The organism is Novosphingobium sp. JCM 18896, assembly GCF_025938095.1.
In the GTDB taxonomy this organism is placed as follows: domain Bacteria; phylum Pseudomonadota; class Alphaproteobacteria; order Sphingomonadales; family Sphingomonadaceae; genus Novosphingobium.
Window position 1 is genome coordinate 122,166 of sequence record NZ_JAPCZF010000001.1, and the last position, 16,650, is coordinate 138,815.

The following is a 16,650-nucleotide window of genomic DNA, read 5'->3' on the forward strand; positions in this document are numbered from 1 at the left end:
GCGCAGTTTATCGAGAAGGTGCGGCGGGGCTGAAGCATCTTTCGGGATGACGAGTGCCCCGGATGCTGTCGATGTAGGGTGTTTCGATCAGTTTTAGCGGGCCAGCCGGAAAGGCGTGAAGCCCCGATATCCGCACGTCGAGGGTCACGCAGTCCTGATTGTTCAGAGGCAGAATATAGGCGTAGCGGCCATTGAGCTTCCACCACCGGCCTTCGCTGTCGGTCAGAGCGGCTTCGGCGCGGAAGCGGCGCGTGGTGAAATGCCTACCCTTGTCCAGTAGCTCGACCTTCCGGACATAGAAGGTCATTCTTTGAATTTGGCCGGGCCGGCCCAAGGCCTGGAAGAAGTGGACCCAGCCGGCCGCGTTCGAGACGAGGATCACGACCAGGATTACCCAGGGAGCCAGCCTGCGCCGCCCCTTAAAAACCAGGATCGCCCAGAACAGGGCGCCTGCCGAAATGCCGAGGAATAGCTCTCGAAGATCTGCTCGTGGCGTGAAGTAGGGCTTTTCGCCGGCAATGCTCCAGATGAAGATATCGAGCAGCATCGCGCCGAGTGCCACGACGAGCACCACGAGCATCATCAACGCGGCATGCGGCGTCATCCAGGCCGGCCCAGAGCTGCGACTGACGTAAGCCGGGCCCTCCACGACGGTTGGGTCTCCGGTCCAGGCGCGGCTGTCGACACGGATGGGCTCTTTGCTCATCCGCTGATCTTAGCGCGGCTCGATTACCAAGATGCAAATCCGGTGACGGCGGCGCGGCGGCTGGTAACGCGATCCGCACTCATCTCCGGAAAGGATTCTCGATCCGTAGTTTCTTCTCGACCGTCATGCCGTGCTGCAGGTCTTCCGAATAGAGCACATCGCACCGCGTTCTGAGTGCCGAGGCGACGATCAGCGCATCGTAGAACGCGAAGCCGTGTCGCTGAGCGAGCGCCAAGGCCTCGATATGCGTGTCCAGATCCACGGGGTGGATCGCACGGGCCAGCGCGCGAAGCGCGGTCAGCGCGGCGTCGATTTCGTCCCACTGCCACCCGAGCTTGCGGCGCGCGACATTGGTGAACTCGTTGAGCACTTGGACGCTGACGTCGCAGCCCTTGGCTAGCAAGGCTTCGGCCGCCTCCGAACGCGGATCCTGGGTGAAGGCATAGACGACGACATTCGTGTCGAGGAACGCTTTCACCGCGCGTTCGCGTCGTCGCGATCGAAGCTCCAGCCTTCGGGCAGTGGACGACGCAACTGACGGATCGTCTCCAGCGCAGCCAAGCGCTTGCGGTCGCGAGCGACCGCGAAGGTCCTATCGTCGGCGACGCGGACCTCGATGTCGTCGCCTTCCTTGAGGCCGAGCGCTTCCACCACGGCCGCGGGCAGCCGGATCGCCAGACTGTTGCCCCATCGCGTGACCTGCATTGAAAGTCTCCAAGGATATACTTGGTCAATGTATATCATGGAGTGGGCTGCGGCAACTCACTCCGGCCCCAGCATCTTCTCCGGCCGCACCAGATCGTCGTACTCTTCCGCGCTGACATCCCCGCTCGCCACCGCCGCTTCGCGCAGGGTCAGGCCCTGCTTGTGCGCGGTCTTGGCGATCGCGGCGGCCTTGTCGTAGCCGATCCTGGGCGCGAGCGCGGTGACCAGCATCAGCGAGCGTTCGACGCCCTGGCGGATATTGTCCTCGCGCGGCTCCAGGCCGAGCACCAGGTGTTCGGTGAAGCTCTCGGCCGCGTCGGCGAGCAGGCGGACCGACTGGAGGAAGTTGTAGGCCATGACCGGGCGGTAGACGTTGAGCTCGAACTGGCCCTGGCTGTCGGCGAAGGTCAGGGTCGCGTGGTTGCCGAAGACCTGCGCGCAGACCTGGGTCATCGCCTCGCATTGGGTCGGGTTGACCTTGCCGGGCATGATCGACGAGCCGGGCTCGTTCTCGGGCAGCGCCAGTTCGCCGAGGCCCGATCTGGGCCCCGAGCCGAGGTAGCGGATGTCGTTGGCGATCTTGAACAGGCTCGCGGCCAGCGTGTTGAGCGCGCCGTGGGCGAAGAGCAATGCGTCCTGCGCGGCCAGCGCTTCGAACTTGTTGGGCGCCGAGGTGAAGGGCAGGCGGGTGGCTTCGGCTATGCTCCTGGCCACGGCTTCGGCGAAACCCAAGGGGGCGTTGAGCCCGGTGCCGACCGCGGTGCCGCCCTGGGCGAGTTCGCAGACGCCGGGCAGGGTGGTGCGCACCCGGTCGATGCCGTTCGCGACTTGCCGGGCATAGCCCGAGAATTCCTGGCCCAGGGTCAGCGGCGTTGCGTCCTGCGTGTGGGTGCGGCCGATCTTGACGATGTGTTCCCAGGCGCGCGCCTTGGCATCGAGCGCATCGTGCAGCGCGGTGAGCGCGGGCAGCAGCCGCGCGTCGATCTCGCTGACCGCGGCGACGTGGATCGCGGTGGGGAAGGTGTCGTTCGACGACTGGCTCATGTTGACGTGGTCGTTGGGGTGGACCGGCGTCTTGGCGCCGAGTTCACCGCCGAGCAGCAGGTTGGCGCGGTTGGCGATGACCTCGTTGAGGTTCATGTTGGTCTGGGTGCCCGAGCCGGTCTGCCAGACGACCAGCGGGAACTCGTCGTCGAGCTGGCCCGCGACGATCTCGTCCGCCGCCAGCACGATCGCATCGGCCAGCCTGCCGTCGAGCAGGCCGAGATCCTGGTTGACCCGCGCGGCGGCGCGCTTGACCACGGCGAGGGCGTGGATCAGCGGGCGCGGCATGCGCTCCTCGCCGATGCGGAAGTTTTCGGAAGAGCGTTGCGTCTGCGCGCCCCAGAGGTGCCGGGCCGGGACTTCGATCGCCCCCATCGTGTCGCGTTCGGTGCGGGTCTCGGTCACGGTGGTCCTCTTTGCGCGGGGGTCAGGACGGATCGCTGGGCTTCGCGCGGTTCCGGCGCCGGCGCCAGACGTAGTAGCCGCAACCGGCCACCCCGCCGCCGACGAGCACGGCCTGGCCGGCCACCGTCGCGGCGGCGGTAAGGCCGCCCACGGTCACGCCCCAGGCCAGTTGCGAGAGAACCGAGATGATCGCCTGCATCACCTGAAGATCGGCCTGCGGGGCGCCGGGGTCAAGGGTACGGCACTCGGCCCGACGCTTCTGCACCCCTGCCGGCGTGCAAAAAGGCCAAAGGAAAGGGCGATCATGTCGTTTGCTGATGCGGCGGATCCTCCCCTGCAAGGGGAGGTGGCAGGCCGGAGGCCTGACGGAGGGGTGTCAGCCTCTCGGAGAAGGGGACACCCCTCCACCACCCGCTACGCGGGCGGTCCCCCTCCCCTTGCAGGGGAGGATCGACAAAGAAAAAGGGCGCGGACCTTTGCGATCCGCGCCCTTCCTTGGCTTCCTCTCGCAGAAGCTCGAAAATCAGGCCTTTAGGCCATCGCGTCGACCGTCTCGGTCTGCGCCTGGGGTTCGGTTTCCCAGCGGCCGAAGCCGTAGTCGCCCTTGATCGTCGTGCGGTGGACGACGCGATCGTACTTGGGATTGCAGCCGCAGGCCTCGTGGAGCATGCGCCAGTTGTCCCAGATCACCATGTCGGTGGGCTTCCACTGGTGGTAGTAGGGCTCGATCGTCGCTTCGACGTTTTCCCAGATCTCGGCGCAGAGCGCGTTGCCCTCGGGGGTCTCGTTGCCGACGATGCCGCGGCAGCCGTAGGGCGTCATGTGCAGCACCTTCTCGCCGGTCTCGCGCGTCCACACCGCGGGGTGGATCGAGCGCGGCAGCTTCTTGGCATATTCGAGGATGTCGTCGTTCTTCGGCTGGATTTCCTTGAAGGTCTTGGGCAGGCCGAAGAACTGGCGCTCGTAATGCATGTCGAGCGTGTAGAGCAGCTCGATGTTCTCGGCCTTGTCGCGCAGGGTCGGATCCATGTCGTTGTAGATCTGGATGCCGTCGGCGAAGGCGGTCAGGCCGCCCTCGGGCGCGATCACTTCGGCGCGGAGCACGCCGGCGCGGTTGAGCTCGTTGTTGTAGGTGTGGTCGAAGTGCCAGGGCTGCCAGGTGACCAGGGTCTTGCCCTCGATCTCGCAGATCGCCGAGTCCGACTGCGCGCGGATCGTGATGACGCCGGGATAGCTGTCGTTGTCGAGGCGCTCGACCATCTTGACCGGGTGGTCCTTGAGCGGGCCGAAGACGTTGCTGATCTCGACCTGCATCTTGGCGCTGGGCTCGACGTTCTCGAACACGATCATGCCGCGGTCTTCGAACAGCTGCTGGAGCTGCTTGCGCACGCCCTCGTCGGCCAGCGTCTCCCAGGTCACGCCATCGACGCGCGCACCGAAGGACAGGCCTTCCTGCAGCGGTTTCACTTCGATCGAAGCCATCTGATCCAACTCCCGCCTATTAGGCTGTATGTGTTACAAGGTAATACGATGAGGCACTATGTAACATGATTGGTGGGTGGCGTATAGAGGAATGATGCGCTGGCCTACATTGCCGCGAACGCCTCCGCGGGTTCGAAGCCTTCGAGCGGCTGGTGCCCCGATTGCGAGAAGTCGCGGTGCCAGTTCGGCGTGCGGGTCGAGCTCTCGGCCTGCGGCAGCTGGTAGTTGAAGCAGACGCCCATGCGGCCCTGGTTGAGCGCGGCGGTCTGTTCGAGCGACGGCGCGACGTATTGGCGCGCGCCCGAGACGAAGACCGCGCGGCGCAGCAGGGTGGCCCATTCGGCCTCCTGCGGCGAAAGCTCGCGCTTCCAGAGCGACAGGCGGCGCAGGTCGCGGCCAGAAGCGGAGTCGGCGGTGCCGTGGATCGCGGAGCCGTCGAGCTGCCAGCGCAGTTTCTCGATGCCGTTCTCGTGGAGCGTCGCCGTGGTCCGACCCTCGACGCGATCGGCGACGGTCATGTCGAAGCGTGTCGGCGCGGTGTCCTCGGCATGGGCGGCGGCGAGGATCGCGAGATCGTAGAGATGCGTGCAGTGTTGCGCCGGATCGCGCGCGCCGACTTCGGTCAGCGGTAGGCCGGTGAGCTCGCGCGAGACGAAGTCGGTCGCGCCGGGGCAGGCCGACCACGGATGACGCACGGCATGGGCCGCGACCCGCGTGACGCGGCCCTCGGCGTGATCGAGCCGGATATGGAAGCGGTGCATGTCGTCTTCGAGCGCCCCGCCGATCCAGCCGGCTCCTGGCTGGAGCACGATCCGGCGGTGGAGGCCGGTAGGGTAGGCGGGGAACGCTGGTGTCATGTCTTTGCCTGGCGGCCTCGATAGGACAGCCGCCATTCGGGCGGGAACTGGCTGTCGTTGTCCTTGACCGCCGCGGCCAGGCCCTTCTCGAAGGTCTCGGCGTCGACGGCGATCTCGTCGGCGCTGTCGGGCTTGACCGCGGGCAGCATGCCCTCGAGCCAGCCGGCGAGGATCGAGCCCATGTATTCGCCCTGTTGCTGCTTGAACACCTCGAAGAAGGTCTTCTGCATGACCACGGTATCGGTCGGCCGGTTGCGCGAACAGGCGAGCGCATATTTCATCGTCTCGGCCTCGAGATCCTCCCTGGGCACGACTGAGTTGACGAAGTGCAGGTCCTTCATCTCCTTGGCGGTGAAGGGGCGGCCGGTGAAGACCATCTCCATGAAGGGCCTCAGGCCCATGGTCAGGGCCCACTGCCACATGCGCGCGGCCCAGCCGACGTAGCGGAAGGCCGAATGGCCGAACAGCGCGTCGTCCGAGGCGATGACGATGTCGGCGTCGGCGGCCTGGTAGAAGTGCCAGCCGTAGCAATAGCCCTTGGCCTCGACGATCGAGATCTTCTTGAAGTCCTGCAGGCTGCGCAGGCCGAAGCGCGCGTCGGCATAGAGATTGGTGACGTTGGCGATGTAGCGATAGGAATCGCGCGGCGGATAGGTCACGTCCTCATCGGCGCCAATGCGGAATTCGGGCAGTGGCGAATAGTCCTCGTCGCCGTTGAACATGCCCGCCATCTCGGGAAGGTCGGCGCCCGAGCCCAGATGCTCGCCGACCCCGCGGATGATCAGCACCTTGACGTCGTCGTCGACATTGGCGCGCAGTACGAGGTCGGCGAAGCGCTGGCGCGCGGCGATCGTCGGCGCGTTGAGATAGCCGGGGCGGTTGAGCGTGATGATCGCGATCTTGGTCGCCTTGTCCTTCTCGTAGAGGACGATGTCCTCGGCGCTCGGCTGGCCCGTTTCGTCTGGCATGTCCCGCGTGTTCCTAATCTGTGGTGCTGCCGAGCTTTAGGTCTTTCACCTTGCCCGGCGATTCAATTGTCTGGAACGGTGCCATGATCCGTTCTCCTTGCGCATTCGTCCAGCCGCGTTAGGCTCGCGGGCAAAGGGAAAGCGGCCGCAAGCGCCGCCGAATGGGAGCTCGTGATCCGGTGAACCAGGTCGTGCCGCAATCGACGTTCGAGGACGACGTCCAGGTCGTGCCCTACGATCCCGCGCGGCCGATCCCGCTGTTCCAGGGGCTCGGCCGCAGCAACCCGCCGCCGCGGCGCAACCAGCGGCTGCGCCGCGCGCAGATCCTCGCGACGATCCGCCGGCTGCTGACCGAGGACGGGCTCGACGGCGTCACCGTGCGCGGTATCGCCCAGGAATCGGGTCATGCCGTGCAGACGATCTACAACCTCGTCGGCCCGCGCGACCAGGCGATCGTCGAGGCGATCAGCGAGTACACCCGCTATGTCGGCCACACCGCGCTGCCCGATCCCGGCGATCCCGAGGCCGTGGTCGAGATCATCGGCCGCTGGCTCCAGTCGATCGAGGCCGCGCCCGAGTTCTGCCGTCAGGTCTGCCTGATTTTCTTCACCCCCTCGCGCGGGATCTTCTACCACTTCCGCGACAAGCAGCGGAAGGCGATGCAGGGCCTGCTGGTCAAGCAGCAGAAATGCGGCGTGCTGCGCGCCGACGCCAATCTGGGCGAACTGGCTGAACAGCTGGTGACCTTCGCCACGGCCTCGTGCGTCGAATGGTCCGACCGGCCTTTCCCGCTGCCGCAGCTCCACCAGCGCATCCGCTCGGGCTTCGGCAACCTGCTCGACGGCGCCCGCGTCAACCCGACGGCGCCGCAGTGGAGCTATGCGTCCTAAGGCTTGGATGGCGGCAGGGTCACACGGTAGACCAATAGCCGGTTGTGATTGTCGAAGTCCGAATTGCAGGCTTGCCCCGACATTCGGCAACGACGCGCGACGAAGTCGTTGTCGTTGCCGACGAAGAGGAAATGGTCGTTCGGATGATCGGTCTCAAGCGCCGGAACGAGATCGAGCGCCTCCCACTTCTCGGAAAGATCCGAAACCGCAAGTCCGAAGCGCGCGAGTTGCGCGGGGTTGAGCAGGTTCACGAATTCGGTCGTGTCGGCCGGGACGATGTCGGCGCGCAAAGTCGTGGAGGCCGAATCCTGCAGGATCGAGCTCGTGCCCGTCTCGCTCTCGCTGCCGGCGAGATTGGTCGCGCCCGCGAGATCGACCAGCAGCACGCTCTTGTAGACGATCGGCGACTTGCCTGCACCGAGGCCGGCACCATCGCGCGCGAGCATGAAAAACCGGCTATCGTCGAGCGCGAGGATCTCGCTCTGCGCGGCGGTCTTGTCGGGAGGTCCGCCCTGGCCGTCCTCGGTATAGGCCGGCAATCGCACGACATGATGCGCGACGGGGCGGGCTGGCGTGGGCGTGCGGCTGACGTCATAGACCAGCACCCGTGTGTTGATACGCCCGGCGGCGTTGCCCTGGGCAGTGTCCTGGACCAGCGCGCTCTGCAGCGCCACGAACAGTCTGCTGCCGTCGGGTGAAAGCGAGAGGCCTTCCGGGCCCTGGTTGTTGCGACGGCCGCTGTCGGGTGCCTGCAGCGATCCGAAGAACGGCGCGCCTGCGCGGCGCGGCACGATCGCCGGGGGCGGGCTGATCACGCCCTGCAACCGCCCGCTTCGGTCGAAATAGTAGACGTTGGCCGTGTATTCGTCGCCGACGTAGAAGCCGCCGTCGCGGGTGAACTGCAGCGCTTCGGCGTCGAGCGAGACCTTGCCGCGGCCCACGCCGCTGGCCGGGGCCGGGAAGACGATGCCGCGCTCGGTCAGCGTGCCCGTGCCGGGATCGGCGCCGGTGAATGGCTTGCCATTGAAGTCGCGCAGTTCGAGCCCGCCATCGGGGACCAGCGTGACCTGGCCGTCGCCGGGCGTGAAGCGCAGCCGCAGACGCTCTAGCCGGGCGGGATAGTCGAAGAACAGGTTTGCCGCGGGATCGTTGCGACCGCGGTCGGGCAGGGTCCAGAGCACGCCTTCGTAGTGATCGCCGACCCGCTTCCAGCTGCCCGGCGCGATCTTGAGCGAGGAAAACGATCCCAGCGTATCGCCGAGAAAGTCGACCGTATCGGCAGCCAGCCGGCCGCTGCCGACCAGACCCTGGTTGATGAAGGTCTGGCCGCGCAAGGTGACGCTGTGCGCGCCGGCGGTCTGATCGAGATGCGGCCGGGTCACGGGCTCTTCCCCGCCGGCAAAGGCGGGGAAGGCCGGAAACAGCGACAGCAGGATCAGCAGCGCGGCGCGCGAAGGCTTAGAAATCAAAACCGATCGTCCCGAACACCTGCCGCGGCGCCGACGAGTGGAACACGACGACGCTGCCCGTCGGATCGTTCGGCGCGAACACGCTGCTGTCGAAGTTCGAGGCATAGCGCTTGTTGGTCAGGTTCGTCACGTTGAGCGAGAGCCTGGCGCCCTTGAGCGGGCCGACTTCGCCGAAGTCGTAGCTCAGGCCGAGGTCGGCGGTGAAGTAGCCGGCGAAGCTCTGGTCGTTGGTGTAGGTGTAGTAGCGGCGGCCCGTGTACTTGCCCTGGATCGAGGCCCCGAAGCCGCCCTGCTTCACGCTGAGCACGCTGGCCAGCATGGTCTTGGGCGTGTCGACCTGCTGCTTGCCCGCGGTGGCGTAGAGCACGCAGGTGGTCGTGCACCAGTTGAGGTCGTCGTCGTAGGTCGACTTGTTGAACGAGGCCGAATTGTACCAGTTCAGCCAGGGCAGCGGCTTCCACAGCACGCCGATTTCGGCGCCCTTGCTGGTGACGCTGTCGGCGTTGTGGAACGAGTTGCCGCAACCCGGATTCTGCTGCTGGTTGGTCGGGCAGGGGTTGTACTGCAGCAGGCGGTCGTGGAACTTCACGTAGTAGCCGCTGAGCGAGACCTGCAGCGGGCCGCTGACATAGCGGTAGCCGCCTTCGAAGCTCTTCGAGGTCTCGGGCTTCAAGGTCTTGCCCTGGACGTCCCAGACCGCCTGCGAGACCGACTGCGGCCCCAGCTTGAAGCCGCCCTGGTACATGGCCATGTTCTCGGCATAGGAGGCGAACAGCTCGTGCTGCGAGGCGACCTGCCAGTGCAGGCCGATCTGCGGCAGGAAGTTGTCCTTCGCGACGAGCGAGCCGGTGGCGAACTGGCTCGAGGCCGGCGGTGCCGCCTTGGCGATGCCGCGGATCGCCGTGGCGTCGGACCGGGCGTAGGTGCTCTTGAAGCCGAAATCGATGGTCAGCGCGTCATCGAGCAGCTTGACCGTGTCCTGGACGTAGAACTGGCGCGTCTTCCACGCGGTTTCCTGGACCCACTGCGCGAGATCGGGCTGGCCCTTGAGGAACTGCGCGAGGCTGAACGGGCCGGTGACGTTGGTCCACAGGTAGCGCGCGGCGCTGCTGGTGTTGTCCTCGATCCAGAAGCCGGCCTGGAGCTGGTTGAAGCCCAGCTGCCAGCTCAGGCTGCCGACCACGCCGGTGCGATCGATCGTATAGCGCGTGTCGCGGATCTGGACCGGGATGTCGTCGGTGGTGACCGTCGTGCCCTGGTTCGACAGGCCGGCGATCCAGTTGTTGCCCGCGCCCTTGTCGTTGTGGTGGTAGACCTGCAGGTGCGCCTTGAGGTGCGCGGTGACGTCCACGTCGGTGGCGATGTAGAACAGGTTGTCGTTGCGCAGGATCTGGCCGTTGGTGAAGGTCACGTCGGCGTTCTTCTGCGGCGCCGGGGCGGCGGCGCACTTGATCGGCGTGGTGGTCACCGTGCAGGCGGCGACGCCCAGATAGCGGTTCCAGTCGGGCGCATAGCCGGCCCAATCCCAGCCGAGGCGGTTCAGCATGTCCTTCGACAGATAGGCGTCGTCGGCCTGGTTGGTGCGCGAAAGGTCGGCGAAGGCGGTGATCTTGACGCCCTCGATCTCGTACTTGACCTTGGCGTTGAGCTGCTTGCCGGTCGACCGGATGTAGTCGCCCTGGTTCACGAACAGGTCCTGTTCGACGTAGTGGCCCGAAACGTAGGCCGAGAAGCCGTCATGCTCGCCCGTATCGAAGCGCGCGAAGACCCGGCGGCTGCGTTCGCTGCCGATCGTGCCGTTGACCTTGAGGCCGAGGTCCGCCTTCGGGTCGCTGCTGAAATAGGTCAGCGCGCCGCCGAGGTTGCTGGTCGAGGCGATGCCGAGGCCGGCGATGCCCGTGGCGAGATCGGCGCGGGCGAGGTTCTCCGAGATCAGCGCGCGGCTGATCGTCAGGCCGTTGTAGTTGTTGTAGGCGCCGTCGCCGAGCGGCATGCCGTCGAGCGTGTAGCCGAGATGGGTGGTGTTGAAGCCGCGTACCTGCAGGGTCAGCGACTGCTCGTTGGTGCCGAGTGCATCGATCGACTGCGCGCTCACGCCCGGCAGGAAGTTCAGCGCCTTCTGGATGCTGGTGCCGGGCGGCAGAATGTCGAGGTTCGCGGGAACCAGCGTCGAGACCGAGCGGGTCTCGCCGGTGCCGACGACGACGATGTCCTGGCTTCCGGTGCTGTCTGCCTCCGCGGTGCCAGCCTCTTCGGCATGGGCCTGAACGGAAACAGTCAGACACGCAGCAGTCGTCAACGCGAAAACAAACTTCTTCAACACATGGCCCTCACTGATGCGGAAGCGCCTTGAGAACACGTGTCCGGCGCCCCGATTTCGTTGCGGGCGTGCCTATTTCACGCGTTGATGACAGTCTGGCGACAAACGTTGGTCGACGGAAAAAATAGCAATGTTCGGAAACAATCCCTGCTGTGCCGGCCGCTTAGGCGATCGGGCCGAGGCTGGCGCCGGTCGTGGCTGGCTGCCGATAATCCGGTCAGTTGGTCTGCGTGCTCGCTGCCAGGCCGAATGACGCCTTTAGTTCGGAACGTTCAAGCCGTCGGGGCATTTGCAGGCGATGATCTCCCTCGGGCGGCGCACGAAAATCGCCACAGTCATCTGCGTCGTTGTCGTCGGCAGCCTTTTCATAGGTCTCGCCGTGTTTCCCGCTGGATGGCTCAAGGGCATTGCCGAGCAGAGGTTGAGCAAGCAGATCGGCCGACCCGTCACCATTCGTTCGGTGAGCCGCGAAAGCGGTTTCTCGTTCACGCCGGTTTTCCGGGTCGGAGGCCTGCAAATTCCCCAGGCGAAGTGGGCGGGGCGCGGCAAGCTCGCGTCTGTCGAGAGCCTGCGGATTCGCATCGCCATGTTGCCTGCTCTCGTGGGGCGAGTGGAGCCCGAACTGCTGTCTGCCGAGGGCGTGCAGCTCGACTTCGTGCGCGATGCGAGCCGGCGCGTGAACTGGCGCGATGGCGATCCTGCGCGCGGTGAGCAGGGCGGGGGGATTTCGCTGGCGGCGATCGACAGGCTGGAGGCGAACGTGCGCTATCGCGATGCCTTGCAGAAACGCTCGATGTCGCTTGCCGTCACGATCGATCCGCACCGTGGATTGGTCGCGACGGGGCAAGGCGAGATCGAGGGAAATCCCGTTGGGCTGTCTCTGAAGGGACCGATCAAGGCGAAGCAGGAAGCCTGGCCGTTCGAGGCGAGCATCGTCGGGCCCGCTGTCGACATGCGCATGAAAGGGGTGACCATCGGGCCGCTGAACACGTCGGACATGACCTTACGGATGTCGGCGCGCGCGAACGATCTGAAGCTCGTCGATCGGGTGATCGAGGCGGGCCTCTTCGGTACCCAGCCCGTCAATGTCGCGGCCGACGTGACCCATCGGAACAGGCGTTGGACGATACGGGGTCTGGCGGGGACGATCGGCAGCAGTCAGCTCAGCGGAAACCTGACCGTCGACAAGAGCAGCGGTCGATCGAAACTCGACGGCGATCTGCGCTTCGCGCGCCTGGACTTCGCGGATCTATCGACCGACGCGGGTCAGCAGAAGGCGATCGCTCTGGTGCGCGCAGAGGGACCGAGAATCGTCCCCAATACCCGGATCAACATAGGCAAGATCAAGAATACCGACGGCCGCATCGCCATTCGCATCGACCAGATCATCGGTGCCGGGAACTCTGGCCTGCGGAGCGCGGAAGGCGTTCTGACGATGGATCACCGGCTCTTGATCGCCAAGCCGTTCACCCTGCGTCTAAGCCGGGGCACCCTGGCCGGCGAGATCCGTGTCGATCAGCGCAAGGGGCAGGCCGAACCGCAGGTCTCGATCGCGCTCGATTTGCGCGGCAGCAGCATCGATGCTCTCGCAGGCGGAGACGGTGCCGTCGATGCCACCGTGGACGGACGCCTGCGCCTCGTCGGAACCGGCAGCACCTTGCGCGAGGTCGTGGGCCGATCGGATGGCGCTATCGGCGTGATCGCGCATGACGGGATCCTTCCCGCCAAGCTGGCCCGGCTTCTCGGCTTCGACGTCGGCAAGGGGCTCTTCACCGGCGAGGATCAGCAGGCCAGGCTGCGCTGCGCCGCCATCCGGCTCGACATGCGCCGCGGCGTCGGGACCGCTTCTTCGGCGGTCGTCGACACCAGCGAGAGCCAGACCCGCGCCACCGGTTCGGTCACCTTTCCCGAAGAACGGATCGCGCTCACCCTGACCGGGGCGCCGAAGCGAAGTTCCGTGCTCAGGTTGCCCGGCTCCGTTTCCGTGTTGGGAACGATCCGCGAGCCGTCGATCATGGTTCCCAGAGACGTGAAATCGCTGGGCAACGTGCTCAAGGCCGTGGGGCGGGCGCTCACCGGCAAGCAGGGGCCGGAGGCGGCGGATGCCGACTGCGGCGCCCTGACGGCACAGATCCTGCGCTAGCAGGCGGGCTCGTCATCCTTTTCCCTCAGCCCTGCTCGCGGCGGCGGCGGCGCTCGATTTCTTCGGGCTCGTCTTCGTCGACGTGCTCGAGTTCGCTGCGCGCCTCGGGATGTTCGCGCAGCAATTCGTCGACCTTGGCATGGATGGCCTGGGTATCGCGGTGGGCGGCACGCTGGATGAGGAAGGTCATCGCCCAGGCCGCCAGGACCGCGCAGGCGTGCCAGTCGAACGTTTCGGGCTCGAACCAGGCCCAACCCGCGGCATAGACGGGAACGACGAGAATGGCCGCGGGTCTCGCGGTCGCGACGCCGATCGTCGTCAAGAGATTGGCAAATCCCATGTGGCTCATCTCCGTAGAACGACCGGCACAGCATTCGGTGCCGATTGCGATTTTCGGTCGTTCTCGTGAGGCGAACCTGTGAAGTCCCGCGCCTTGCCCGCGCTTTACCCGGCCCTTGCTGCGGTCGAGGTGATCTTCTTGCGCGCGCGGGAACGGTATCCACGTTTTCGACGTTCAGGGTCCGAGGCTTGGCGGGATCCATGCCTCCTCGGAGGAATATGGCGGGTCTGCTTCAGTTCAAGTCTGACGAACGGATGAGCGCGCGCGGCGAAAGCGCGCAAGACGATCTCAGTGATATCGAGCTGCTACACAGCATCAGCGTCGCTTTGATCGGCGAGCAGGACAGGCTCGAGCTTTACGGCAAGATCGTCGATGCTGCGGTATCGATAACGGGCTCGCAGTTCGGGACGATGCAATTGCTTTGCCCGCCGGGTGATCCGTCGGGCCACGGCGGTGAATTGAACCTGCTATGTTCGCGGGGACTGCCGACCGATGCCGTCGCATTCTGGCAGTGGGTCAGTCCCGCGGCTCACAGCAGTTGCACGGCTGCGTTGAAGACCGGCCGGCGCGCCATCATTCCCGACTTCGAGAAATGGCAGGAGATCGCCGGGACCGAAGATCTCATAGCCTTCCGCCGAACCGGGATACGCTCGGCCCAGACGACGCCGCTCCTGTCGCGCGGCGGCGAACTGCTCGGCATGATCTCGACGCACTGGAGCGAGCCGCACGAGCCTACCGAGCGCGACCTCAGGCTCCTCGACATCCTGGCGCGCCAGGCGGCAGACCTTCTCGAGCGCACCATCGCCGAGGAGAAGCTGCGCGAGCGCGAGCAGGAGTTGAAGCGCAATTGTGCGGTCCTGCGCGAAACCGAGGCACTGCAGCGCATGCTCACGGGCGAACTCAGCCACCGCGTCAAGAACATGCTCGCCACGGTCCAGGCGATCGCTTCGCAGACTCTGCGCAACTGCGAGGATCCGGCTGAATTCGTCGAGAGCTTCGGTGGCCGCATCCAGTCGATGTCACGCGTCCATTCGCAACTCAGCACCAACGAATGGAAAGCCACGCAGCTCCACGACGTCGTTCGCGACCAGATGAAGCTGGGGCCGGTCGACGAGACGCAGATTTCCGCAACCGGGCCAAACGTCGATCTAGGGGCTGCGATCGTGCCGCAGGTGGCCATGATCCTTCACGAACTCGGCACCAACTCCCTCAAATATGGCGCCCTGTCCGCGTCTGAGGGCTCGGTTTCGATCGATTGGTCGGTCTCGGGCCAGACGCTCAAGCTCCGCTGGGCCGAGCGCGGCGGGCCAAGCGTCAATGCGCCCATCCGGCGCGGGTTCGGTACGCGGCTCATCGAAGCGAGTGCGCGGGGGATCGGCGGAGACGCCCGGATGTCGATCGACGCCGGCGGGGTTCGCTGGAACATCACGCTCACCTTGCCGATCGTGCCGAGCGAGCCGCTCGCTGCGGATATGTCGGAGAAGCGCGCGCAGGCTTCGGGCAAGGCGCAGGCAAGCCTCGCTCCCGGAGCGCGGCTGCTCGAGGGAAAGCGAATTCTCGTGGTCGAGGATGAGCCGCTCTTGGCACTCGAGGTCGCCGCGGAACTCGAAATGTCCGGTGCCTTCGTGGTCGGCCCGGCCGGAAACCTCGAGGCGGCTATGAAGCTCATCGAGCAGTACCGGTTTCATGGGGCTCTGCTCGACGCCAATCTCGGTGGTCAGGGAGTCGATGACATTGCCACCAGGCTGGCCGAACAGGGAATCCCGTTCGCCTTCGTGAGCGGCTACGACCGATCATCGCTCCCCGACGCCTTTCGCAAGATCCCCTTGCTCGGCAAGCCTTTCGATCGTCGACAATTGCTCGACGCTGCGGTCGCTCTCGTCACCTAAAGGGTGGGGCGCGGCGGAAGCGCCGTCCTCGCAGCCGGCGAACCTTGGAACAGTCCAAGGTTTCAATCCATACTCGGGGCCCGAAGCCGCGGGGCAGCTTGTATGATGGCCTCCTACGTAAGCCGGTGACGAGCCTTACGCTCTCGGAGGGGATCATGGCCGATACGATAGCGGACGTCGGAGTGGACGCCCTCGATCTCCCATTACTGGCCATCGAGGATTCCGGGTTTTCGCTCGATCCGGTCGCGCGCTTTGCCGAGGCGCGAACCAGGCACCCTTGGCTCGCGCGGATTTCGGTCGGCTACATCATCACCGAGCACGCGGCCATGCGCGACATCATGCGCAACGACGCGAGCATGGAAATCGGCTTCAACGACCTCGTCGAATATATGGGCGCCACGGGCACGCCGTGGGGCGAATTCATTCGCGGCACGGTGCAGACCCAGAGCGGCGAGACGCACCACCGCTTGCGCGAAGCGCTGCGCGGTGCCTTCTCGCCGCGCATGGCGAACCGCTATCGCGGCGTGATGCGCGAACAGATCGAGGCTCTGCTCGACGAATGGCTGCCCCGGGGCGCGTTCGATTTCGAGGAGTTCGCCTCGTTCTATCCGATCTCGGTGATGTGCCGCATGATCGGCGTACCGACCGACATCATCCCTAGCCTGCGCGCTTCGCTCGAAGCGCTCGGTCTCGCCATGAGCATGGATCGCAAGCATCTGCCCGAACTCCAGCGCGGCACGCTGCTGCTCGAGGAAACCGCGCGTCGCGTCATCGCGGCAAGGCGCGGGGCGGGCCGCTCCGATGGCGAGCCCGACCTGCTCGAGGCGGTGCTTGCCGTTCGCGAGGAGGGGCAGATGAGCGAGGAGGAACTGGTGAACCTCCTCGTCTTCATGTTCGTGGGCGGTTACGACACCTCGAAGAACGTGATCACGCTGATCATGTTCACCCTGCTCGACAAGCCTGAAGTCTACGCGCGGTGCGCGGAGAGCCTCGACTATACCCGCAAGGCCATGCACGAGACCTTCCGGTACCATTCGCCTTCGACCGCGACGCGCAAGGTCGCGCAGGAATTCAGCTTCCGCGGCGTGCGCTTTCCGGCCGGCACGCTGATCATGTTCCCCTGGGGCATGTCGGGGCGCGATGCGACGGCGACGGAAAATCCCGACAGCTTCGATCCCGATCGCAAGGGCCTGCGCGGCAGCCACTTCGCCTTCGGCATGGGCGCGCACATCTGCCTCGGGCAGTTCATCGGCCTTGCCCAGATCGAGGAGGGATTCCACGTCATCGCGCGGTGTCTGAAGAACCCGCGCTTGACCGGACAGCCGGGTTGGCGCCCGTTTCCCGGCGTGTGGGGCATCGCGGGGTTGCCGATAGCCTTCGATCCCGCCTGAGCAATACTTTCCCGGCCGACCGCGAGGCCGGCCGGGATCAG

Annotated in this window: 15 protein-coding genes; 4 read left to right on the forward strand and 11 right to left on the reverse strand. The window is 65.6% G+C overall.

What is annotated here, in order from left to right:
• Window positions 1-7: 7 nt before the first annotated feature.
• The 8 genes from OLX23_RS00545 to OLX23_RS00580 form a co-directional block, all read right to left on the reverse strand.
• Complete coding sequence (locus tag OLX23_RS00545; protein ID WP_264442180.1) at window positions 8-706, reverse strand: hypothetical protein; 699 nt, start codon at window positions 704-706, stop codon at window positions 8-10.
• A gap of 79 nt (window positions 707-785) precedes the next feature.
• Complete coding sequence (locus tag OLX23_RS00550; protein ID WP_264442181.1) at window positions 786-1,184, reverse strand: PIN domain-containing protein; 399 nt, start codon at window positions 1,182-1,184, stop codon at window positions 786-788.
• Window positions 1,181-1,411, reverse strand: coding sequence for an AbrB/MazE/SpoVT family DNA-binding domain-containing protein (locus OLX23_RS00555; RefSeq protein WP_264442182.1), 231 nt, complete (start codon window positions 1,409-1,411; stop codon window positions 1,181-1,183). Before OLX23_RS00555 ends, OLX23_RS00550 begins: the two co-directional genes overlap by 4 nt.
• 57 nt (window positions 1,412-1,468) lie before the next feature.
• Complete coding sequence (fumC, locus tag OLX23_RS00560) at window positions 1,469-2,860, reverse strand: class II fumarate hydratase (RefSeq protein ID WP_264442184.1); 1,392 nt, start codon at window positions 2,858-2,860, stop codon at window positions 1,469-1,471.
• A 22-nt stretch (window positions 2,861-2,882) separates the two neighbouring features.
• Window positions 2,883-3,125, reverse strand: a complete 243-nt coding sequence (locus OLX23_RS00565) for a hypothetical protein (protein WP_264442185.1) — start codon at window positions 3,123-3,125, stop codon at window positions 2,883-2,885.
• A 266-nt stretch (window positions 3,126-3,391) separates the two neighbouring features.
• Window positions 3,392-4,342, reverse strand: a complete 951-nt coding sequence (locus tag OLX23_RS00570) for a TauD/TfdA dioxygenase family protein (protein WP_264442186.1) — start codon at window positions 4,340-4,342, stop codon at window positions 3,392-3,394.
• Window positions 4,343-4,446: 104 nt separating this feature from the next.
• Window positions 4,447-5,199 (reverse strand): DUF2889 domain-containing protein, encoded by a 753-nt coding sequence (locus OLX23_RS00575; RefSeq protein WP_264442187.1) that lies wholly within the window; start codon window positions 5,197-5,199, stop codon window positions 4,447-4,449.
• A complete protein-coding gene (locus OLX23_RS00580; RefSeq protein ID WP_264442188.1) occupies window positions 5,196-6,167 on the reverse strand; it encodes an enoyl-CoA hydratase/isomerase family protein in 972 nt (323 codons plus the stop codon). The genes OLX23_RS00575 and OLX23_RS00580 overlap by 4 nt, the downstream gene beginning before the upstream one ends.
• Window positions 6,168-6,328: 161 nt before the next feature.
• On the opposite strand from OLX23_RS00580, the gene OLX23_RS00585 reads away from it, so the two are divergent.
• The gene (locus OLX23_RS00585) at window positions 6,329-7,057 is read left to right on the forward strand and encodes a TetR/AcrR family transcriptional regulator (RefSeq protein WP_264442189.1); all 729 of its coding nucleotides are present in this window, start codon (window positions 6,329-6,331) and stop codon (window positions 7,055-7,057) included.
• Here the strand turns inward: OLX23_RS00585 and OLX23_RS00590 are convergent.
• Entirely contained in the window at window positions 7,054-8,526 is a 1,473-nt protein-coding gene (locus OLX23_RS00590; protein ID WP_264442190.1) for an esterase-like activity of phytase family protein, read from the reverse strand. The genes OLX23_RS00585 and OLX23_RS00590 overlap by 4 nt on opposite strands.
• The gene (locus OLX23_RS00595) at window positions 8,516-10,849 is read right to left on the reverse strand and encodes a TonB-dependent receptor (protein WP_264442191.1); all 2,334 of its coding nucleotides are present in this window, start codon (window positions 10,847-10,849) and stop codon (window positions 8,516-8,518) included. The genes OLX23_RS00590 and OLX23_RS00595 overlap by 11 nt, the downstream gene beginning before the upstream one ends.
• A gap of 295 nt (window positions 10,850-11,144) precedes the next feature.
• Between OLX23_RS00595 and OLX23_RS00600 the strand changes: the two genes are divergently transcribed.
• Window positions 11,145-12,989: an AsmA family protein gene (locus OLX23_RS00600; protein ID WP_264443687.1), complete on the forward strand. Its 1,845-nt coding sequence runs from the start codon at window positions 11,145-11,147 to the stop codon at window positions 12,987-12,989.
• Window positions 12,990-13,014: 25 nt separating this feature from the next.
• Here the strand turns inward: OLX23_RS00600 and OLX23_RS00605 are convergent, their stop codons facing one another.
• Window positions 13,015-13,329, reverse strand: coding sequence for a low affinity iron permease family protein (locus tag OLX23_RS00605; protein ID WP_264442193.1), 315 nt, complete (start codon window positions 13,327-13,329; stop codon window positions 13,015-13,017).
• Between the two features lie 44 nt (window positions 13,330-13,373).
• Here OLX23_RS00605 and OLX23_RS00610 point away from each other — a divergent pair, with 44 nt between their 5' ends.
• Together OLX23_RS00610 and OLX23_RS00615 are read left to right on the forward strand one after the other, a co-directional pair.
• Window positions 13,374-15,218 carry an HWE histidine kinase domain-containing protein gene (locus tag OLX23_RS00610; protein ID WP_264442194.1) on the forward strand — a complete coding sequence of 615 codons (1,845 nt, stop codon included), beginning with the start codon at window positions 13,374-13,376 and terminating at the stop codon, window positions 15,216-15,218.
• Window positions 15,219-15,373: 155 nt separating this feature from the next.
• Window positions 15,374-16,609: a cytochrome P450 gene (locus tag OLX23_RS00615; protein WP_264442195.1), complete on the forward strand. Its 1,236-nt coding sequence runs from the start codon at window positions 15,374-15,376 to the stop codon at window positions 16,607-16,609.
• Window positions 16,610-16,650 lie beyond the last annotated feature (41 nt).